The sequence below is a fragment of the Shouchella phoenicis genome (genome assembly GCF_047238345.1).
In the GTDB taxonomy this organism is placed as follows: Bacteria; Bacillota; Bacilli; order Bacillales; family Bacillaceae_D; genus Shouchella.
In genome coordinates, this window is record NZ_JBDFMQ010000001.1 from 510708 (window position 1) to 528726 (window position 18019).

At 38.5% G+C, this 18019-nt stretch carries 22 protein-coding genes; 13 read left to right on the forward strand and 9 right to left on the reverse strand.

The window, feature by feature from the left end; genetic code table 11:
• The first annotated feature begins 14 nt into the window (after positions 1-14).
• Complete coding sequence (locus ABC361_RS02860; protein WP_413072581.1) at positions 15-1073, forward strand: hemolysin family protein; 1059 nt, start codon at positions 15-17, stop codon at positions 1071-1073.
• A gap of 108 nt (positions 1074-1181) precedes the next feature.
• Complete coding sequence (locus ABC361_RS02865; protein WP_413072582.1) at positions 1182-2036, forward strand: GIY-YIG nuclease family protein; 855 nt, start codon at positions 1182-1184, stop codon at positions 2034-2036.
• Positions 2037-2151: 115 nt separating this feature from the next.
• Here ABC361_RS02865 and ABC361_RS02870 read toward each other — a convergent pair whose 3' ends face one another.
• Entirely contained in the window at positions 2152-2958 is an 807-nt protein-coding gene (locus tag ABC361_RS02870) for a helix-hairpin-helix domain-containing protein (RefSeq protein ID WP_413072583.1), read from the reverse strand.
• Positions 2959-3128: 170 nt separating this feature from the next.
• Here ABC361_RS02870 and ABC361_RS02875 point away from each other — a divergent pair, with 170 nt between their 5' ends.
• Positions 3129-4313 carry an HNH endonuclease gene (locus tag ABC361_RS02875; RefSeq protein ID WP_413072584.1) on the forward strand — a complete coding sequence of 395 codons (1185 nt, stop codon included), beginning with the start codon at positions 3129-3131 and terminating at the stop codon, positions 4311-4313.
• Positions 4314-4315: 2 nt separating this feature from the next.
• Here ABC361_RS02875 and ABC361_RS02880 read toward each other — a convergent pair whose 3' ends face one another.
• A complete protein-coding gene (locus tag ABC361_RS02880) occupies positions 4316-4522 on the reverse strand; it encodes a helix-turn-helix domain-containing protein (protein WP_413072585.1) in 207 nt (68 codons plus the stop codon).
• A gap of 102 nt (positions 4523-4624) precedes the next feature.
• On the opposite strand from ABC361_RS02880, the gene ABC361_RS02885 reads away from it, so the two are divergent.
• Positions 4625-5296 carry an inositol monophosphatase family protein gene (locus ABC361_RS02885; RefSeq protein ID WP_413072586.1) on the forward strand — a complete coding sequence of 224 codons (672 nt, stop codon included), beginning with the start codon at positions 4625-4627 and terminating at the stop codon, positions 5294-5296.
• 104 nt (positions 5297-5400) lie between these two features.
• On the opposite strand, the gene ABC361_RS02890 is transcribed toward ABC361_RS02885, so the two are convergent.
• Together ABC361_RS02890 and ABC361_RS02895 are read right to left on the reverse strand one after the other, a co-directional pair.
• Positions 5401-6102 carry a hypothetical protein gene (locus ABC361_RS02890; RefSeq protein ID WP_413072587.1) on the reverse strand — a complete coding sequence of 234 codons (702 nt, stop codon included), beginning with the start codon at positions 6100-6102 and terminating at the stop codon, positions 5401-5403.
• 158 nt (positions 6103-6260) lie between these two features.
• Positions 6261-6398, reverse strand: a complete 138-nt coding sequence (locus ABC361_RS02895) for a YycC family protein (protein ID WP_099302775.1) — start codon at positions 6396-6398, stop codon at positions 6261-6263.
• Positions 6399-6585: 187 nt separating this feature from the next.
• Between ABC361_RS02895 and ABC361_RS02900 the strand changes: the two genes are divergently transcribed.
• Together ABC361_RS02900 and ABC361_RS02905 are read left to right on the forward strand one after the other, a co-directional pair.
• A complete protein-coding gene (locus ABC361_RS02900) occupies positions 6586-7557 on the forward strand; it encodes a hypothetical protein (protein WP_413072588.1) in 972 nt (323 codons plus the stop codon).
• A gap of 43 nt (positions 7558-7600) precedes the next feature.
• The gene (locus ABC361_RS02905) at positions 7601-7873 is read left to right on the forward strand and encodes a hypothetical protein (protein ID WP_413072589.1); all 273 of its coding nucleotides are present in this window, start codon (positions 7601-7603) and stop codon (positions 7871-7873) included.
• Positions 7874-8105: 232 nt separating this feature from the next.
• Here ABC361_RS02905 and ABC361_RS02910 read toward each other — a convergent pair whose 3' ends face one another.
• The 3 genes from ABC361_RS02910 to ABC361_RS02920 all read right to left on the reverse strand — a co-directional run bounded on the left by ABC361_RS02910 (position 8106) and on the right by ABC361_RS02920 (position 10621).
• Positions 8106-9176 (reverse strand): AimR family lysis-lysogeny pheromone receptor, encoded by a 1071-nt coding sequence (locus ABC361_RS02910; RefSeq protein ID WP_413072590.1) that lies wholly within the window; start codon positions 9174-9176, stop codon positions 8106-8108.
• A gap of 209 nt (positions 9177-9385) precedes the next feature.
• On the reverse strand, positions 9386-9550 hold the full coding sequence (locus ABC361_RS02915; protein ID WP_413072591.1) for a hypothetical protein: 165 nt from the start codon (positions 9548-9550) through the stop codon (positions 9386-9388).
• A 348-nt stretch (positions 9551-9898) separates the two neighbouring features.
• Complete coding sequence (locus ABC361_RS02920) at positions 9899-10621, reverse strand: response regulator aspartate phosphatase (RefSeq protein ID WP_413072592.1); 723 nt, start codon at positions 10619-10621, stop codon at positions 9899-9901.
• 324 nt (positions 10622-10945) lie between these two features.
• Here ABC361_RS02920 and ABC361_RS02925 point away from each other — a divergent pair, with 324 nt between their 5' ends.
• Entirely contained in the window at positions 10946-11239 is a 294-nt protein-coding gene (locus ABC361_RS02925) for a hypothetical protein (RefSeq protein ID WP_413072593.1), read from the forward strand.
• On the opposite strand, the gene ABC361_RS02930 is transcribed toward ABC361_RS02925, so the two are convergent.
• Entirely contained in the window at positions 11228-11455 is a 228-nt protein-coding gene (locus tag ABC361_RS02930; protein WP_413072594.1) for a hypothetical protein, read from the reverse strand. The genes ABC361_RS02925 and ABC361_RS02930 overlap by 12 nt on opposite strands.
• A 188-nt stretch (positions 11456-11643) precedes the next feature.
• Here ABC361_RS02930 and ABC361_RS02935 point away from each other — a divergent pair, with 188 nt between their 5' ends.
• The 6 genes from ABC361_RS02935 to ABC361_RS02960 all read left to right on the forward strand — a co-directional run bounded on the left by ABC361_RS02935 (position 11644) and on the right by ABC361_RS02960 (position 16177).
• Positions 11644-11814: a hypothetical protein gene (locus ABC361_RS02935; protein ID WP_413072595.1), complete on the forward strand. Its 171-nt coding sequence runs from the start codon at positions 11644-11646 to the stop codon at positions 11812-11814.
• Positions 11811-12539 (forward strand): hypothetical protein, encoded by a 729-nt coding sequence (locus ABC361_RS02940; protein WP_413072596.1) that lies wholly within the window; start codon positions 11811-11813, stop codon positions 12537-12539. Before ABC361_RS02935 ends, ABC361_RS02940 begins: the two co-directional genes overlap by 4 nt.
• A 101-nt stretch (positions 12540-12640) precedes the next feature.
• Positions 12641-13537 (forward strand): fructose bisphosphate aldolase, encoded by an 897-nt coding sequence (locus tag ABC361_RS02945; protein WP_413072597.1) that lies wholly within the window; start codon positions 12641-12643, stop codon positions 13535-13537.
• Positions 13538-13997: 460 nt separating this feature from the next.
• Positions 13998-14207: a hypothetical protein gene (locus tag ABC361_RS02950; RefSeq protein WP_413072598.1), complete on the forward strand. Its 210-nt coding sequence runs from the start codon at positions 13998-14000 to the stop codon at positions 14205-14207.
• Between the two features lie 245 nt (positions 14208-14452).
• A complete protein-coding gene (locus ABC361_RS02955; RefSeq protein WP_413072599.1) occupies positions 14453-15727 on the forward strand; it encodes a histidine--tRNA ligase in 1275 nt (424 codons plus the stop codon).
• 96 nt (positions 15728-15823) lie between these two features.
• On the forward strand, positions 15824-16177 hold the full coding sequence (locus tag ABC361_RS02960; RefSeq protein ID WP_413072600.1) for a GNAT family N-acetyltransferase: 354 nt from the start codon (positions 15824-15826) through the stop codon (positions 16175-16177).
• A gap of 169 nt (positions 16178-16346) precedes the next feature.
• On the opposite strand, the gene ABC361_RS02965 is transcribed toward ABC361_RS02960, so the two are convergent.
• Positions 16347-17846 (reverse strand): UDP-N-acetylmuramoyl-L-alanyl-D-glutamate--2,6-diaminopimelate ligase, encoded by a 1500-nt coding sequence (locus ABC361_RS02965; RefSeq protein ID WP_413072601.1) that lies wholly within the window; start codon positions 17844-17846, stop codon positions 16347-16349.
• Positions 17847-18019 lie beyond the last annotated feature (173 nt).

The following is an 18019-nucleotide window of genomic DNA, read 5'->3' on the forward strand; positions in this document are numbered from 1 at the left end:
GTGAGAAGGATTAATTGGACCCAATTATTGTTGTGAATTTAACCCTTGTCGCGATCTTCATCCTTTTGACCGGACTATTTGTAGGTGGAGAGTTTGCGATTTTAAAGGTGCGAATGTCAAGGCTTGACCAACTTGTTTCAGAAGGGAACAAAAAAGCGGTTCTCGCCAAAAAAGTCGCCCACGAGCTTGATTACTACCTATCTGCCTGTCAATTAGGTATTACGATTACAGCTCTTGTGTTAGGTGCGTTAGGTGAACCAACCGTTCAAAACATTTTGCGACCTGTCTTTGATTATTACAGTGTCCCAGATGCATTAGCAACCGCTATGTCGTACGCGATTGCCCTTGCGCTCGTAACGTTTCTCCACGTTGTCATTGGAGAATTGGCACCGAAAACACTTGCGATCCAGTATCCTGAAAAAATGACGCTCCTATTAGCGCCACCCCTTTACTGGTTTGGCGTCATCATGGGGCCATTTATCCGAATTTTAAACGGGTCCGCACGAACACTACTCGGCTGGTTTGGCGTCAAACCAGCAGGGCACGAAACAGTTTACTCAGAAGAAGAATTGAAACTCATCGTCTCGGACAGTTACAAAAGCGGCGAAATCAACCAAACCGAGCTAGCCTACTTGGAAAACTTTTTCTCATTTGATGGTCGCACATTAAGTGAGATCATGATTCCGAAAGAACAAGTCGTCACTTTAGGCGAAACCATGGAAATCGATGACATCCTGAAAACCATTGATCAACAAGGGTACACCCGTTATCCCGTCATCAATGCGGAAGGAACGAAGGTCACAGGCTTTGTGAACACGAAAGAAATGTTAACAAGTATCGCAGCAGGCCGTGCCCACGGAATCGAGTCGTACTTGCATCACATTCCACGTGTGAAAGAATCCTTGTTCATTCAAGACGTCTTTTTGAAGATGAAAGCAACCCGCACCCACATGGTGATTGTAACCAATGACCAAGGTGAATTAAGCGGTCTTGTGACGATGGAAGACATTCTAAGTGAAATTGTTGGCGACATGGAAGAAGAAGACTACGACAATGTCGGTCTCGCTACGTAAAGCTAAAGAAAAACGATTCCTAAGGGGATCGTTTTTTTTGGTGTGAATGTATAGGGGATGGGAACCGATAAATAGGGTACAGGGTAAAAAGAAAGGACTGCACGCCACATGCCAAACGAACGAACCGCAATGATGTATTTTCCAGATTCAACCTACGCATCTTCTTTAAAAGTGGTGCAGGAGTTAACGAGCCAGATTCGCGGCTTTTATTTTAAAAAGAGCCTTTTAGCAGAAGTAGAGAAACTTGAGCACGCCAACAACTATGCTGTTTATTTCCTCATCTCCGATGTCGAAGAACCAAGCATTTACATCGGTCAATCGGTACACGGCATTAAACGATTAAAAGAACACTTAAAGCAAAAAGACTTTTGGCAGTTCGGCATCTTATTTGTGACCGACAACAATAGCTTCGATAAGCAACTGATTGATTATCTCGAATACGAATTTATTCAGCGTTTTAACGCTTCGACTTACATTGTTGAGAACCGGGATATGCGCATCAATAAGCCGAATGTCAACTGGTACATGAGGGCGACCATGAACACATTTGCTGGCCAAATTGCATTTTTACTAGAGTCGCTTGGTGTAACGATCAAACAAGCTGAGCAGGTAGGGTCTGATGAAGAAAAGCGTATTTATTACCCGGCCGAAAAAAACCACCCTGCTACCATCTATCTTCACGATGGACAATTTGTCATTACAAAAGGTTCTACCGTCCTGTTTCCACAAGAAAAATTAAAAAACTATAAGGACGAAGGGAGACTCTATCAGAAATTACAGGCAAAAATGAAGCAACTCATTGAAGCGAGTCAAGCTGAGCCTATTGACGACAAATCCGCTCGCTTAACAGAAGACATTGCCTGTCCAAGTCCAAGCTATGCAGCGGATCTATGTAGCGGTGCGTCAAAAAATGGCTGGGAATATTGGCAGGGATTAAAGGAAGAGCGAGAGAGGTTGGGGTGAGTACCTAAGCTTATTTACATAGATGATTGATAGGTTTCACATAAAGAAAGCGTCCTATCTCAAAAGGTTAGGGCGCTTTGCAGTATGGTTGTAACCTATCCTTAGTAATTATGCATTAATCAAAGCAAACCATTCCTTGGGCTTCAATTGCTTGAGCACGTGCGTCACCGATACCTGAGATGCGCTTCATATCATTATAAGAAGCGAACGGTCTTAGCTGCATAATTTGACTTGCGCGATCAGGACCAATTTCATAGATGCCTTGAAGCTCTGATTCGGAGGCAGTATTAATATGAATAGAACCAGCAGGGCAGCTATGATTACTTTCTTCTGAACTAGATTCTGAAGTAGAGGCAGAGACGGTTTCCGATTTGGCCGTTTCTAATTCGTCTTTAAATGTAGAAACTTCGCTTTCTAATTTCGTGATCATTGCTTCATTGTCCGAAAGACTATCGTCTTTTTCGGTAATTTGTTCGTTAAGGGAAGAGATTTTGTCCTCGTACTCTGACTTTATTTCTTTCTCAAGATCTTCCTTAAACTCTTTCTCGAAATTAGAATTAAATTCTTCCTCCCACTCATCTTTTAATTGATCAATGTCCTCCTGAGTGAATTCTTCTTCCGCTTTCTCTAATTCTAAATTTAATTCTTCAACTTCTTTTTTCAGATCTTCTAATTCGGCATCTCTTTCTTCTATCGTTTCTTCCAACTGAAGGACTTCCTCATTAGTAGAGCTCGCGGAAGCTATCGGTTCATCATCGCTATCTAGTGTTGCCCCTGCCAAAAACATAAAAATAAACATAGAAGGGAGTCCGTATGCTAATACTCGTTTCCGTGAAGGAAAGCGTATAAGTTTTGGCTTAATTGTTCCAAGAACAACTGCAAAGAACGAGATCAAAAGAAAAAGAATAAATACAACGTCCATAAAATTCTCCTTTAAGCAAAAATGATAAAATATGTATGATATAATTATACTAATAAAAAAGACCCAAGTCACGAATGTTTTCTATTAATTATTAATAGATAGACATTTGTGTTTACTATGCTTTCCGACTTAGCGTATAGCTAAAAGTTGATATAAGAGGAGTTAATGAAGTGAAACGTACTTACTTAGAACTAGTTCCAGGCCTAGAAGTTACAAATAGTGAAATTAGTAATTTGTTTGGTTGTGCCAATCAAGGAGGGATGAGACGCTCGTTAAAAACAAATACGCTAGTGCTTATCTCTGATAAAACCAAACTGTATCAAGATCGAGAGGAAGACGGCGTTTTTTATTATACGGGCATGGGAAAGCTGGGAGATCAAAGCTTAACGTTTCAACAAAACCTAACATTGGCAAAATCCAACGAAAATAATGTATCTATTCATCTATTTGTTGCATACAAAAAACGAATTTACACGTATAGAGGTCAATATGAACTAATAAACGAACCATTTCAAGAACACCAATTAGATGAAGAAAAAAATAATCGGCTTGTTTGGGTATTCCCTTTAAGAAAACGTTTGAATGATACTGATAAAAGTAGTTATACATACAGCCAATCGCAGAAGGTAGGCAATCATGACTCATGGGATCTTCATCATAATGTTGCAGTAAAAACAGCCGACCAATCGACCTTTGAATATGGTGAAACCGTCATACCTAAGCGTATACGTCCTTTCTTTAAGTCGACAAATCTCAAAGAAGGTGAAGAAAAAGAAATTACATTAATCTATCAAGAGTATATGTTTTTTGCAAAGATTAAGGTTCAAGCGAGTGGCTCTCCACGTCATCGATTGAGATGGGAGAAACAATTTACTCTGCTAATAAACGAATATACAAATAGAGTCCCAAGTGAGGTTAAAATCTATTTCATATATGACGATGAAGAAACCTACAAGGTAAGCTTATCTCGTAAAGACATAATGGATACGGTACATACTGATGTGATAGCAGAAGAATTAGAACAATATGGTGCTAGGACAGAGGGGAGAATCACTAGTTATTATGGGAAGAAATATGAGCGTGATCCAATTAATCGTGAACTGGCCATACAAATCCACGGTATAACCTGTGCTGCTTGTAATTTTAACTTTGAGCAAAATTATGGTGAAAGAGGTAGAGATTTTATTGAAATTCATCATATAAAACCATTAAGTTCTCTTGGTGGGAGTACAGAAATAAATCCTCATAAAGACCTTGTCCCGTTATGTGCAAACTGTCATCGCATGGTTCATAGACGAAAAGATCATGTATTAACTATGGAAGAGTTAAAAGAAATTCTTCAGAAAGAGAATTAGAATTACTTAAACCTTAAAATTTCATTCATATCTTCAATCCCTAAAGCATCTGCAATCTTTTCTATATGTTCTAACTGAATCCGTTCGCGCTTCCCATTAGCCATTTCACTCAGGGTAGCGCGGCGGATTCCTGTTTTTAAATGCAAAGCATGTATTGTTAATTTGTGCTTATGTAGTAATTCATTAAGTGCAATTTCAACTTTTTGCATAAAGATCACCTAACTTTCAAATTCTGCTTGATGTACTTATAAGCGTACGTTATACTTTGTGTAAATGTTGTACGTTTATGCGTACGGATTTGAGGTGATCCGATGTTCCCCCGACAACAGTTTGTTTCGAAATTAATTAATGAAGTGATTAGCACCATTTTAAAAACAAATAAAGCAAACGCCACTACTATTCAATCCAAAGTGTATACCTTCATCCGACGAAGCGTGACAGACAATTATCCATCTGACATCCTCTGTTTTCCTCACCAAGAAGTTGCTATAAATGCTATCCATTCAACCTGGTTGATTTCACTTAACCCCTATTACTATGACACAAAAGCATCTTATGTTTTATCTATTTTATTAGTGAAAAATAGATTGCCAATACACGGTTGGGTTTATGATGATCTATCAAGCAACCTTTTCCATGCTGATAAGGGAAGTGGTGCATATGTAAATGGCAAAAGAATCTTGCGGGATGAGTTAATGAGTTTAAGAGAAGCGGAAATTCGCATTCACTCATCTTTTTTACGAAAGGAACAGCCGCAAAATCCTGTCTATCAACGAGTGAGGCAAACAGAACTGCCAACAGCGCTTGAGATTTGTGCAGTTGCTGAAGGAAATGCTGATATATTCTTATCAATAAATCAACCGCCTTATGAATTTGCTGCAGCAAGTTTAATTGCAAAAGAGGCTGGGGTACAGGTAATGACGTTAGAAGGAAAAGAATTGAGTTTCGGTAAGAATTCGAGCGTATGGTGTGGTGTTGTTTAATAAATATTAAAGACTTAATTTATATTTTTTATTCACGAAGATAATGAAACCAGTAGAAAGCATAAAAAAATTTCTTTATGCTTAATATATGGTAATTTACGCTTTCAATGTTGAATGGAAGCGTCCTGTATCATTATTACTTCTCCTACAGAATGTTTTATTTCATTAATAAGTAAACCTTTATCTAAGTAATGTTTTTTAAGTTTGAGATTCTTATTTATTAACTTTTCAATTTTACGAAAACAAAACAATTTTTTTCTTTCAAATTTATCCCAATAAAACCAGTTATTTTTCAATTTGCAATGCGCTTCTTTTAGCATTTGAAAGTCAATTAAACTACTAACTCCTTTGCGACTGTCAAGAATTCTAAACTCTGCTTTATTGTGAGTAGATATAAATGAAACCCAATGTGAAATGTAATTGTCGTTTTTCATTTTTTCTTCTTCTTCTTCTAAAGGCAATATTGAAACAATAAAAAGTGCGGAATCTGTTTTAAGGATATCTGCAAAAGTGATTTTAGTTACTTCAAAATTAACGTTTAAGTTACATTCTTTATACAAAAAGTTTGATATAATCTTTTTATTCTCGTTAATAAAAGCCATATACTTATCTAAATAAAAAAATTCTCCTATGTATGTTAAGCCGCTAGTAGTTGATTCGTTAAACTCATATTGGTTCTCTGATAATAGTTGGTATGAGAGTTTATGTATTTTGCTATTAGTAAAATTTTCAATAGAGTAATACTCTTTTAATCCATTTAAGAGTGCATAGATTCCACAAGTTGGACCTCTTTGTTTAACAACCATTCTAACAACCTCCTCAAAAATTCATGATAAACCGTAACAGTGTGCTATTCTTCGTATTAAATAAGGGTTAGCGTTGTCGATAAACGCTAGATTTTATAGGTCGTAATGAAGCTACAGAGTTGGCTTATGTAGAAATAGAAGCGGGCTTTCACCTGCTTCTATTTCTTTTCTTTATTTAGTTCAGCTAGCTTTTGCATCAGGACGGGTTTTGGCATATGCATTAATTGTTCTAACGGGATATTTAATGACTTTGATAGCGCGAGCGCCGTTTCTTCCGACAGTTGTAAAGGACCCATTATGATTTCCTCCTCTCCAAGCTCATTTTAGATTATTCCTGTAGTATAGCATGGCATTGGTAGTGCTCGCGCCCATAAAATTTCTATGTAAACGAGATTTTTAATAAGCCTTATAAACTGCTTTTGAATTAAATGAACAATTAAAATAATTCAAACCGGGTACCTAACTACAAAGGAGATGGTACGCGTGCGAAAAGTGACCGCAATGGCAGGGATGGTCTCATTAGCATTTTTATTTGTTGGTTGTCAGAGTTCGGGAGAAGAATTGAATGCGCAGGATCAAGAAACGCTGGAAACGGATGACAGCGAATTAGAGGAACCAGAAATGGACAATGACGAAAATGGTGGTTCAGACGGTGATGATAGTGACGAGACGCCAGAATATGAAACGATTGAGGCGGAGGAACGTTATTCAATTAATGCCCATTTGGTAGACGAGGATCAGGCTTTTTATACGGCTTACTCCATCAATCGAGATGAGAGCGGTACACTTGAAAATTCGCTAGGTGAAAGTGATCCGTCTGATCAAGAGATGTTGCGCGCTTATGCGGATTTATCTGTTGAATCGCAAGAATTAACGATGCAATTTAATGCTGAGGGTAATGAATTAGCGACAACATCGGCACAAACGGCGTTATTTTACGAATCATTGTTTGGGATTAGTGATCTTTATGGGATAGAGGAAATTGTCTTTTTAAATCCTGACGGGGAAACGAATATCATTGTTGCAGAAAGAGAAGTAAATGCACCTCTGAATGTTGAAGAGGAACGAGGTGCAACACGGGGGTATTACACAGTCTACGATGAAGCGTTAGAGGAGACGTTGTTTTTATCTGGTGGTGCATTGGAAGAACAGGTAATAAATGATGAGGATGAGCTTTTATCGTTTTCAGAGACCGTTGAAAAGATGACAACGATTGATCAAGATGGGGCTTTTTATGATTCCGCCATTGTTGAAGGGATTGAGATCGTAGATGCGAGGATGGATAATGGCGTCGCGTCTGTTCAGTATACGATGAAAGAAGAGATCGTATCAGAAGCAGATCGAACTGTGTTTGAGAATGCGATTCAGCTTGCGGCACTAGATTTCGATGCGTCGGAATTGGAAATGTTAAATGATACGTTGCAAGAGCGTGTCTTGTATTCCTTAATTGAGTAAAAGGCGTGATGGCTTTTAGCGTTCCTTAAAATGAGGTGATCGGTTGAAAGGGATGAAGCATTTAATCATTATAATGAGTGTTGTACTGGTTCTTGCAACGATTATAAATCTTGTTTTTTCGCTACGTTCAAGCGAGTCGAGTGCCATTTATTCAATTACAGTAGACTTCTTTCTAGCTGGTTTATTTACACTGACAATTGTTTTTGCCTTGATACGTAATCATAAAAATGACAATCGTATCATGTTAGCATTCATGTGCGTTTTTCCTCTATTTTTTCTATCAAGTGGTGTGGTAGGTATTGTGAGATTGCTTTAAGCCTCAAACTAGCAAATCAAAAAGCCCATCTACGTGCGATGGGCTTCCTATTCTTATAGACCGAATACAGACATTGGGATGATGATGATGCTAGATCCGCCAAGTGGAACAATAGCGGCTGAGGCAACGACTAAAGATGTTGCGACGATGCTAAGTCTCTTTTTCATAAAGCCCACTCTCCTTCCCAGAGTAATCGCGCAGGCCATACACTGGAAGAAGCCAAATCGTTACGTTACAAAGCTTGTCTCGGTATTAACGCTCGTAGAATGAATCGAATCACTCTTAATTCATGGGCGTTCCGCTCGGGAGTAAGCAATTGTTGTGTAATGCTGTAGACATCCCGTTTGGCATAGTAGTAATAGAGCTTTGCAAAGAAATCATCTGGTTCTTCAGCTAGCAAGCGCTCTAGAAGTGGCAAAGCCTTCTCTGGTGACTTGGATATAATGTGGTAATGAGCTTTTTCAAGGCTATCTGCACCCTCTATTAGTCTATTATAAGGCTCATAGTGCGCGGCGTGAAGGTTTAAAATGAAAGGAATGTCAAATTTTTTCAGAATGTCAGATTTCTCCTTCATTCCAGCCAGCTCAAAATGCTTACAGCTTAATTCGAGATTTCGTAAGCTATCTTTTAAAGATTTAAACGAATAAAGAAGTCCTAACGAATGATACGCGCTCGCTTTAAAAATAGGCGGCGCTGCTGGATTAACGGTATTGGCTAAACAATAGCCTTCAGCAGAGGCAAAATCATCCGTAGAATAAAAATAATAATAGCTTAAAAACGTCGTCAGCCGAGCCGCAAACGCTGTTTTGAGGTAGCCTGGCTTCATTTTTTGTAGTTTATTTCGTAACTCATCCGCTTGATTGACGATCGTGTTATACCCATTCATCGTATGAAAATATAAAATCATAAGCTCTAATTTAAAAAGCAATGTCTCGTCTTGAGTATCCCGGTGAAGTTGTTGCGCTTCTTTTAGAAAAGTATGATTGCTTGGTTCTCCTGCCATCCGGTGTGCAAGTCGATAAACGTTTACATATTCATAAAGTTGATCGTCAAACTGATGTTGTTCGCAAAGGTGTTCTAACTGAGGGATGAGATTATGAATGGCTGTATATTCAAATGCGCATTTCACATCATCGAGCCTCTCAGCACGTAAACAAAATTCAGTGAGAATCTTAAGGCTCTCTTGCGTCGAAAAATGCTTCTGTGCAGAAAGGACAATTTGCTCAAAGTCAACTTCATTATGGTGTTCAATAAATGCGAGAATGCCATTTTCGATATCATGCTTTGACAGAATTGCCTCCATTACATAACCTCCTATTATTTGTATATACATCATAACGAAAAAACAGCGAAAAGTCTGTATTTTGGATTTGGGAAATGTGACTTTTTATCTAAAATAAGTATATCATTATGCTGTAGCACAAATTATGGGAATATATGGGTTATGATGAATTTTTTGAGGTGTAAAATAAAACAAAAAAAGACCTCACAAATGGAGGCCCTTAGAAGGTACTAATGAATACTTTGGTTTTCAAATGATCCTATTTTATCATTGCTTGTCGAAAAAGACCCGACCTTATCCGCTTGATCAGAGAAGGAACCAACTTTGTCATAAGGTGCAACAACAAATGCTGTAGCAACTGCAAGAGTTGCTATAATACCTGCTACTTTTTTCATACTTGATCAACTCCTATGTTTTTTTGTTTTTTGTTCATAGAATACGCTAATTCTATATATTCTAGAGCTAGATCTTTTTTACCTTCTTTTTTATAAAAAGTTCCAGCTTCATGTGAACATTCACTTACTTCAAAATATAATTCATTAGTAAGCAGATGATTAATTCCTTCTCTAACTAGCATCCTTTTTTATATAGAGGCCTTCTGAAACTTTACAGCGGGCTATATATTCATCTTCTTTATTGAGTTTTATTTTATGAACGATATAATCCCAATCAGTTACTTCCTTCCCCAACCGTAACCTTACATTCGCTAAGTTGTAACGAGTGAGTAAATATTGTTTTGTTAATTAAAATGCAGGTATGTCTATCGCCTCACTAAAAAGGACTTCAGCTTCTGAAAGACGATTTTGAGCAAGTCTATGTAATCCAAAGTTTCTCCTTAACAATGCAAATAGAGTTGGATAAAGTTTAGATAATTCGATTAATTCGTCATAAATAAGTTCAGCTTTACTATACTGCTCAACTTCAGTGTAAATTGCTGCGATAATGGATTTAATCATTATTACATTTTCAGTATAAATCTTTTGTTTCTCAAAATATTCTAATGCTTGCTCTAAGTAGGACATTGAAAACGTATATTGGTTGATACGGTAATAGCTTAAGCCAAGTCTATGATAAAATTCAGCTTTCTCAAGGGGATCATTAACTTTTTCAATCAGCATTTCCGCTACTTTAAAAGAACGAATGGCAGATTTATATCTCCCTTGCCAAAATTCATAAACACCTGTTACAAAATAAAACATAAAACGTAAATAGCTATCTCCGAGGTTTTCAAGATTTGTTCCAGGAGGTTCTGTTAAATTTTTTCCTTCGTGAACTTGTAAAAGCATTTGATATCGGAAATCTACAAGTTGATAATAAGAGACAATCTTATCATCTTCTGTCATATTAGTAATCTTTAAATCTACTTCTTCTTTTAATTTTTCTGCTTCCTCAAAATCTCTAGTTATAATGCAACTATACCATTGTGCAATTCTCTCCCCAACTTCTTCTGAAGCAATAGCTTTCACATATAAACCCCCTTAAAATTATTGTAACTTTTTGTTAATTATACAGGGAAATGGTATTGTTTTATATATAAAAAACGATTTTCCCAACATGTTTCCCAATAAAACAATTGTCTACTTTAAGATTTAAACAAGGATAAATATATACTGATGAAAGACACATTTTATGAAATAGAGATAAATTGTGTAACTAGCGATCAAGTAGAGTAATAAGTTTTACCATCTTTAAATGGAATAAAGAGTTACGTAGGGGTTGCCAAAGGGTAATCCCTATTTATAATGGCTAGAAGATCTTGACCTATTAGAAGGAGTGAATGTACCAATCATATGAGCATTTACAAAATTATCACGGGCATTGTGGAAGCGTCATTAGGCTTTCCGTTTGTTGGAGGGTCTGTCATCTTGTCATTGTATTGGACCCCGCTTCTCGTTATGCTAGTTGTACATATTATAGGGTTTCGTTTATCGCGACGAGCGAATTTGTCGACAACCGGACATACGTTAGGCATTGTTACTTCAAGCCTTGGCTGGATTCCAGTCGTGGGTATGACGCTCCACATTATTACTGCATTTTATTTGCTATTTGAAGGATTTATGGGGAAAGACCACTCATCCGTTTGAGTGGTCCATTTTGTTCTCGATTCTATCTAATTTCTCAATAATTACTTGTTGGGTGGCTTTTAATTCATCGAGATCTTTTTGAGCTTGTTCTCGATCTTTATTTGCTTTTTCTAGTACAATAGCAGCTTCTTTTTCCCGTAACTGGTTTTTCTTAAAGACTGCAACAAGAAAGACAATTGCTACTATAATTCCTATCCATAGAATGAATGTTGTCACTTCATATACACCTTTCTTTGTTTACTATTTGCTATGTCTTGAGTATTAAAGGAGTGTGCCTTAACTAAACTTATTTTGCCATCGTTGTCAGTCTATCTCACCTTGTTTTCACTTTCAATCATCTCAATACTGAAACAATAGAATTATGTTAAAATTTAGAAATGATTAAATGGAAAGAGGTGGATTGTATGCGATCAAGTACGTTCTTGTTCATGATGGGCATCACTTTTCTTCTTGTGTCGTTCGGCATGCTATGGAATCAGGTAAATGTCATACTTTTAACGATGCAGGGGAGTTTGGCGGTCTTGGCACTTGTTTTGGCAATAAGAACGAAAGTGGTTGAAGGGAAGGCGCGATGAGTGAAGTTGATTATGCTAAAAGAAAGATCATGAGAGTTGTCGGTTGGATCGCATTCGTACATATATTCTTTATTTTGATGTGGCTAATCATAAACATCATTACTTCGATTTTATACCCTGCTTCATTTGACGCAGACCGACCAATGATGGAGGTAGGTTTAGACTATCATGCATCGTTGGTTGGGTATTTAGCATTCGATCATGGAAGTAAATCACTCGTCATGTTGATGACAATGATTGTTCCGATTGGGTTATACCATTTGTTTCATAAACGTTCATTTGTTGAACTCGCAGGTCTTATTGCTGGGGTGTCTGGGTTTCTTTTATACGCGCTATCCTTCATTTTGCAAGCAGTGAGCGTGTCATACGCAATTCATTTGTATAACGACGAGGCAACAAATGAGTTTGGCAGACAGTTTGCAATGTATGTGTTTGATTGGACGATGTTGCAAGGTGGCTTTTCAACGAGTCTGTACATTATGGCCAACTTACTGATCGCGGTGTGGGTCATTCTATCCTCCACCTTATTCTCCAAAAAGAGTAAAGCGTTACGTCGGATCGGTCATATCGTAGGGATACTACTTATGGTTTCCTACTTACTCTCATGGGGCTTCTTAATGCTTGGTCATCAAAACATCCATCTGTTCACAGAAACGGTTGGAATGTTGTTCTTGGTTTGGCTCGGAATGTTAGGGTATAAGCTCATAAAATACGGTGAGGTCTAGCGCTCTTCTGGAACTGCCATGTGTAAATCAAGCCTTTATGGGGTAAAAATAAAGTGATAGCAGAAAAAGACGTACGGAAAAAAAGAAGGGAGCTTTTCAAGATGAATGCACAGCAACTGGAAAAAATGAAAACAGGTCAAGGTTTTATTGCCGCGCTTGACCAGAGTGGTGGTAGTACACCGAAAGCCCTCGCTGAGTATGGTGTGAAGGAAGATGCCTATTCGTCAGAGGATGAAATGTTCGATCTTGTTCATGAGATGCGCACCCGTATTATTAAATCTCCAGCTTTTAACTCGGATAAGATCATTGGCGCGATTCTGTTTGAGCAGACCATGGATCGCAAAATAGATGGGGCGTACACCTCCGATTTTTTAGCGAGCGAAAAAGGAATTGTCCCCTTTTTAAAAGTAGATAAAGGATTGGCTGAAGAAAAAAATGGTGTTCAACTTATGAAGCCGATTGATGATCTTGACGATACGCTGAAGCGTGCAAACGAGCGTAATGTGTTTGGGACGAAAATGCGTTCCGTCATTAAAGAAGCAAACAAAGATGGGATAAAGCAGGTTGTCGAGCAACAGTTTGAGATTGGCAAGAAAATCATTGCAGCTGGGTTAGTGCCGATTATTGAGCCGGAAGTCGACATTCACAGTGCGGATAAAGAGGAGATTGAAGAGCTGTTGAAACAAGAGCTTAAGACTCACTTAGATCTGTTGCGTGATGATGAGAGCGTCATGTTGAAGCTAACCATTCCAACCCAATCAGGTCTTTATCAAGAGCTTGTTGATCATGAGCGCGTGGTTCGAGTGGTTGTTCTTTCTGGTGGGTATACCCGCGATGATGCAAATGAGAAATTAAAAGCCAACGCAGGGTTAATCGCAAGTTTCTCCAGAGCGCTTAGCCAAGATCTAAATGTTGAACAGTCTGAGTCAGAATTTAATTCCGCGTTGCAAACGGCTGTGGATGATATTTATGATGCTTCCGTAAATAAAAGTCGTTAAAGAATGATCCCCTTACGTGATGTGAGGGGATTTTTTGTGTGGGGTTGAGTGAGGGAAATTGGTATAATCTGAATATAAGAACTGTGTTTCATGAAAGGATTACAATGAAATCATTCAAGTTCTGGTCATTCATCTGTTTTATTAGTTGTGTGTTACTGTGGGTTCCTAATGTTGTGTTTCAGGTAGCAAGTCCGTTATTTCTTTTGACGTTTATTATTGGTCCTGTCGGTATGGTGTTCGCGCTCATAAAAAAGCATTTTTTCCTTGCGGTATTAAATTTAATTGGTACGTTAAGTTTTTACATCCTTATGTTCCTTGGTTACTGGTGGTACTCTTTATAAAAAAGAAGATGAGAACAAATGGAAGAGACGAATCGTCCTTCTAAAAATTCAGTCATTGTTTTAGACGACCCCCACCTAGGGTAAGGATAAGAAAGTTCCTTATTTTAGGAGGTGATCGAATGAAAGAAAACCCACCATTGTCAGCAGGGCTTGTGTCTTTGCTTGTGAGTGTGGGGCTTATATTATTTGTGTTGATCTATTATCCTACGGGGGATGAAAGATCGTGGGGAGGAATGGGCTTTCTTGCTATTAGTGCTTTCTTTGGCGTGACCGGTTTAATCCTTACCATTATTGGAATCTGGTATAGATACAAAATCAAGCGTTCGTGATTTTCATATTGTTTGGTACTCATAATTGTGGTAACATTACAAAAAATAGAGGTGAGTGTTATGGAAGTTATTCAATATGAATCCCACTCGAACTCACAATTTCATCATCATATAAAGTAGTCTTGCTATTCGATTTCAAAAAAATCGCACATAGGAAGACTATTTTTCATAACCGTATTTGATTAAGTGAATCACTTTAATCAAGTGCGGTTTTTTATGTTTATCAAAAAAAGGAGGAAAAAAGGATGAAGAAGATGGACTATCAAAATGTAAGAGGGACACAAGATTATTTGCCAAATGAAGAGGTGATGAGGCTCCAGATTAGGAGAACCCTTGAAGATGTGTTTATCCAGTTTGGTTGTAAGCCGTTAGAAACACCGATTTTAAATTATACCGAGCTGATGGCTTCGAAATATGGTGGCGGTGCGGAAATCCTTGAAGAAATGTACACACTGACGGACAGGGGAAAAAGAGATTTGGCATTACGGTATGATTTAACGATGCCTTTTGCGAAAGTAATGGCTTTGAATCCAACATTGCCGATGCCGTTTAAGCGGTATGAGATTGGAAAAGTGTTTCGGGATGGTCCCATTAAAGCAGGGCGCTTCCGTGAATTTACGCAGTGTGATGTGGATATTGCTGGAGTTGATTCTCAAGTTGCAGAGGCGGAATGTATGTTGATTGCTTTTGAAGTCTTTAAAAGGCTTGATTTGAAGGTGGAGATTCAGTATAACAACCGGAAGTTACTAACGGGTATGCTAACCGTTTGTGGCGTAGAGGGTGACAAGATGAATCGAGCTGTACTTACGCTAGATAAGCTGAAAAAAGTTGGTGTACAAGCGGTGTTAGCGGAGCTAGGTGAACAAGGATTAGCTAATGAGACGAAAGCGGCAATTGAGCGATTTTTACAAGAAAAAGAGAATGATAGCTTCGGTTATGTTGAATCGTTTGCGGAACAAAACGAAGACATCAAACAAGGTTTACGGGAACTAATGTCATTTGCCACTTATCTTGAAGATTTTGGTTTAGATCAGGTATGTGTGTTTAATCCATTTTTAGCAAGAGGTCTTGATATTTATACGAGTACAGTGTATGAATTGTTTTTAACAGATCAGTCCATTACTTCAAGCATTGGAAGTGGAGGTCGGTATGATCAAGCAATTGGAGGGTTACTTGGTACAGGTGAAAAGGTGTCGACGGTTGGCATTTCGTTTGGACTCGACGTCATTTATACGGCGATGAAAGGACAGGGACGTCAGGTCGATTCAGCAAACAATTATTATGTTGTCCCCTTGAACAAAGAAAAAGAAGCCTTCTTTGTAGCAGCCGCTTTGAGAAGCAAAGGGTATAACGTGGAGGTTGAGCTAGGGAATAAGAAAGTGAGCAAGGCGCTGATGAAAGCGAATAGAGAAAACTACCGGTATGTTGTTCTTGTTGGAGAGGATGAAGTGAGGAGTAATCAGTACAAAATCAAAGATATGAAATCTGGCGAAGAAACGGTTGTTGCGTTTCCGTATTAGAGGAGGGGATTTAGGATTATTAGTTATAGGAATGACAAATCGTCCGTTAATATACAAGAATTAAAACTGTTATTTCAACGGGTGGCCGACTGGAAAATGCCTACGGATCTACAAGATTGGGAGGACATGATTACGTTCACGCCATTACTTGTTACGGCATATTCAGGAGATATGTTGATTGGATTTGCAAGAGTCTTAACGGATTTTGTACGTTGGGGCGAGATTTATGACGTGGTGGTGGATGATTCCTTTCAAGGAAAAGGGATTGGTACGGAGTTAATAAAGCAATTGATTGACCATGAAGCAGTCAGTCGAGTACGAACGTTTTCATTAGGCGCCTCTCCTGGAGAAAGCTTTTTTTATGAACGCCTAGGCTTTCGTAAAGTAACGGATCTTGGAGGGGAATATTTTATTCTCGTACGAAAAGAACGAGATCGAGAGCTTGAGTAGGTATTAAAAGCATGAGCAGTACTAAACGAGTAGACATCAAAAACGGGCCTCATACAAGCGAGATCATGTTGCATAAACGTACAAAAATGGCATAGTTTTAGAAACACTACTACCATCATGTACGTGATTTGTTTGTCTACTTAGCGTGTCAAATTGCTTCTCATTTTATTTATGAGGGAGTGACAAAGGCGTGTTTGGTCAAGTATGAATGAATCTCTTCCAGATCATTGTAAGGAACGCGTCTTCCTTGAATAATTTGAAACGATTCCATGCATATGCCTGTTATTAAGATAAGGTCCCCTTCACACGCTCGTGACATTGCTTTATGAATGGCTTTCCCTCGTTTTGCTTCAAGGTGAAGGTGTCTAGGTTTATCAGAAAAACCTGCTACAACGTCATTCATCACTTGCTCAGGGTTCTCATCACCTGGATGGTCCACTGTGACAATAATTTCATCTGCGATTCCTTCTACCGCGCGCGCAATACCGGGGCGGAGTTCTGGTTCTCGAATGCCGATCCCTGTAATAACTAAAATCATTCGATTATAAGTGAACGATTCGACGGTTTTGAATAAAGTTTTGAGGGAGAGTGGTGTATGAGCGAAATCTAAGATCATTTGTCTACCAGTATATGCCTGGATGACTTGAAATCGACCTGGAGGTCCTTCTATGTACGGACATGCACGAATGATTTCTTCAGGGAGGTGCCCTTGTGCTAGACAGGTTGTAAAAGCCGCCAAGACGTTAGACAGGTTATGCATTCCATAAATAGGAACGGACACACTGTACGTTTTCCCTTGAAATCTAAGATCAAATGCCGTTCCGCTTTCAAGGATTCGGATGTTTTCAGCAAATACATCCGCGTCTGGTTCTAACCCATAAGTCCAGAGTTCGCCTTCAAACGATTTAAGAATATCAGGGGCCATACCGTCATCATCGATATTGATAACCGCTTTTGAAGCTTGATTAAACAACATCATTTTAGCCTCTCGGTAGTTATCCATGGTTTCATGATAATCAAGGTGCTCAGGTGAAAGGTTGGAATGAACAGCAACATCGAATTGTAGACCATGAAGTCGTTCTTGATGGAGGGCGATGGAGGTTGCTTCCATGACTGTATGTGTCGTCCCTTTTTGATGTAAATGTGAAAAGATCTCGTGAAGATCAGCAGATTCAGGTGTTGTAGGAGTGGAACGTTCGAATGTAATCTCCTCGTGTTGATCCCATACACCGGCTGTTCCGATTGAACCTGTCGACGTTCCTAATGCATTTAGAAGCGAACGAATATAGGCAGTAATCGTTGTTTTTCCATTTGTTCCTGTTACGCCAATTAAATGCGTGTGTTTGTGAGCATCCTTATAAAAGGTAGATGCAAATTGAGCCAATGCTTTTTTACTGTTACGGACAAGAACAAAGGTAAGATCCGGTCGCTTATAATAGTATTCTAAGAGTATTTCCTTATTCGTTCCAATAATCACACTAGCGCCATGATCAATCGCAGCTTGGATGTAATCGTGGCCATCGGTTTGTTGTCCCTTTATACAAACGAAACAGCCAGCGCTTGTGACTTTTCTAGAATCATACGCCAAAGACTTAATGGAAGAGGGAATAGGTCCTATAATAAAAAGGATGTTTTCGAGTTGCTCTGGCTTATCTATCAGATATGTCAATCAATGGTACCCCCTGAGAGTTGTTGTACAAATCGTTTTTTGTCGAAAAAGATTAGTATGTACCCATACCTTATAGAAGCGTGCTTCAAACATGGAATTATCAGGATATTCATTTTGGGGAACCGATGAAAAAGGATAAATGCATGGTAAAGGTGGATCAAATCTATTTTTTC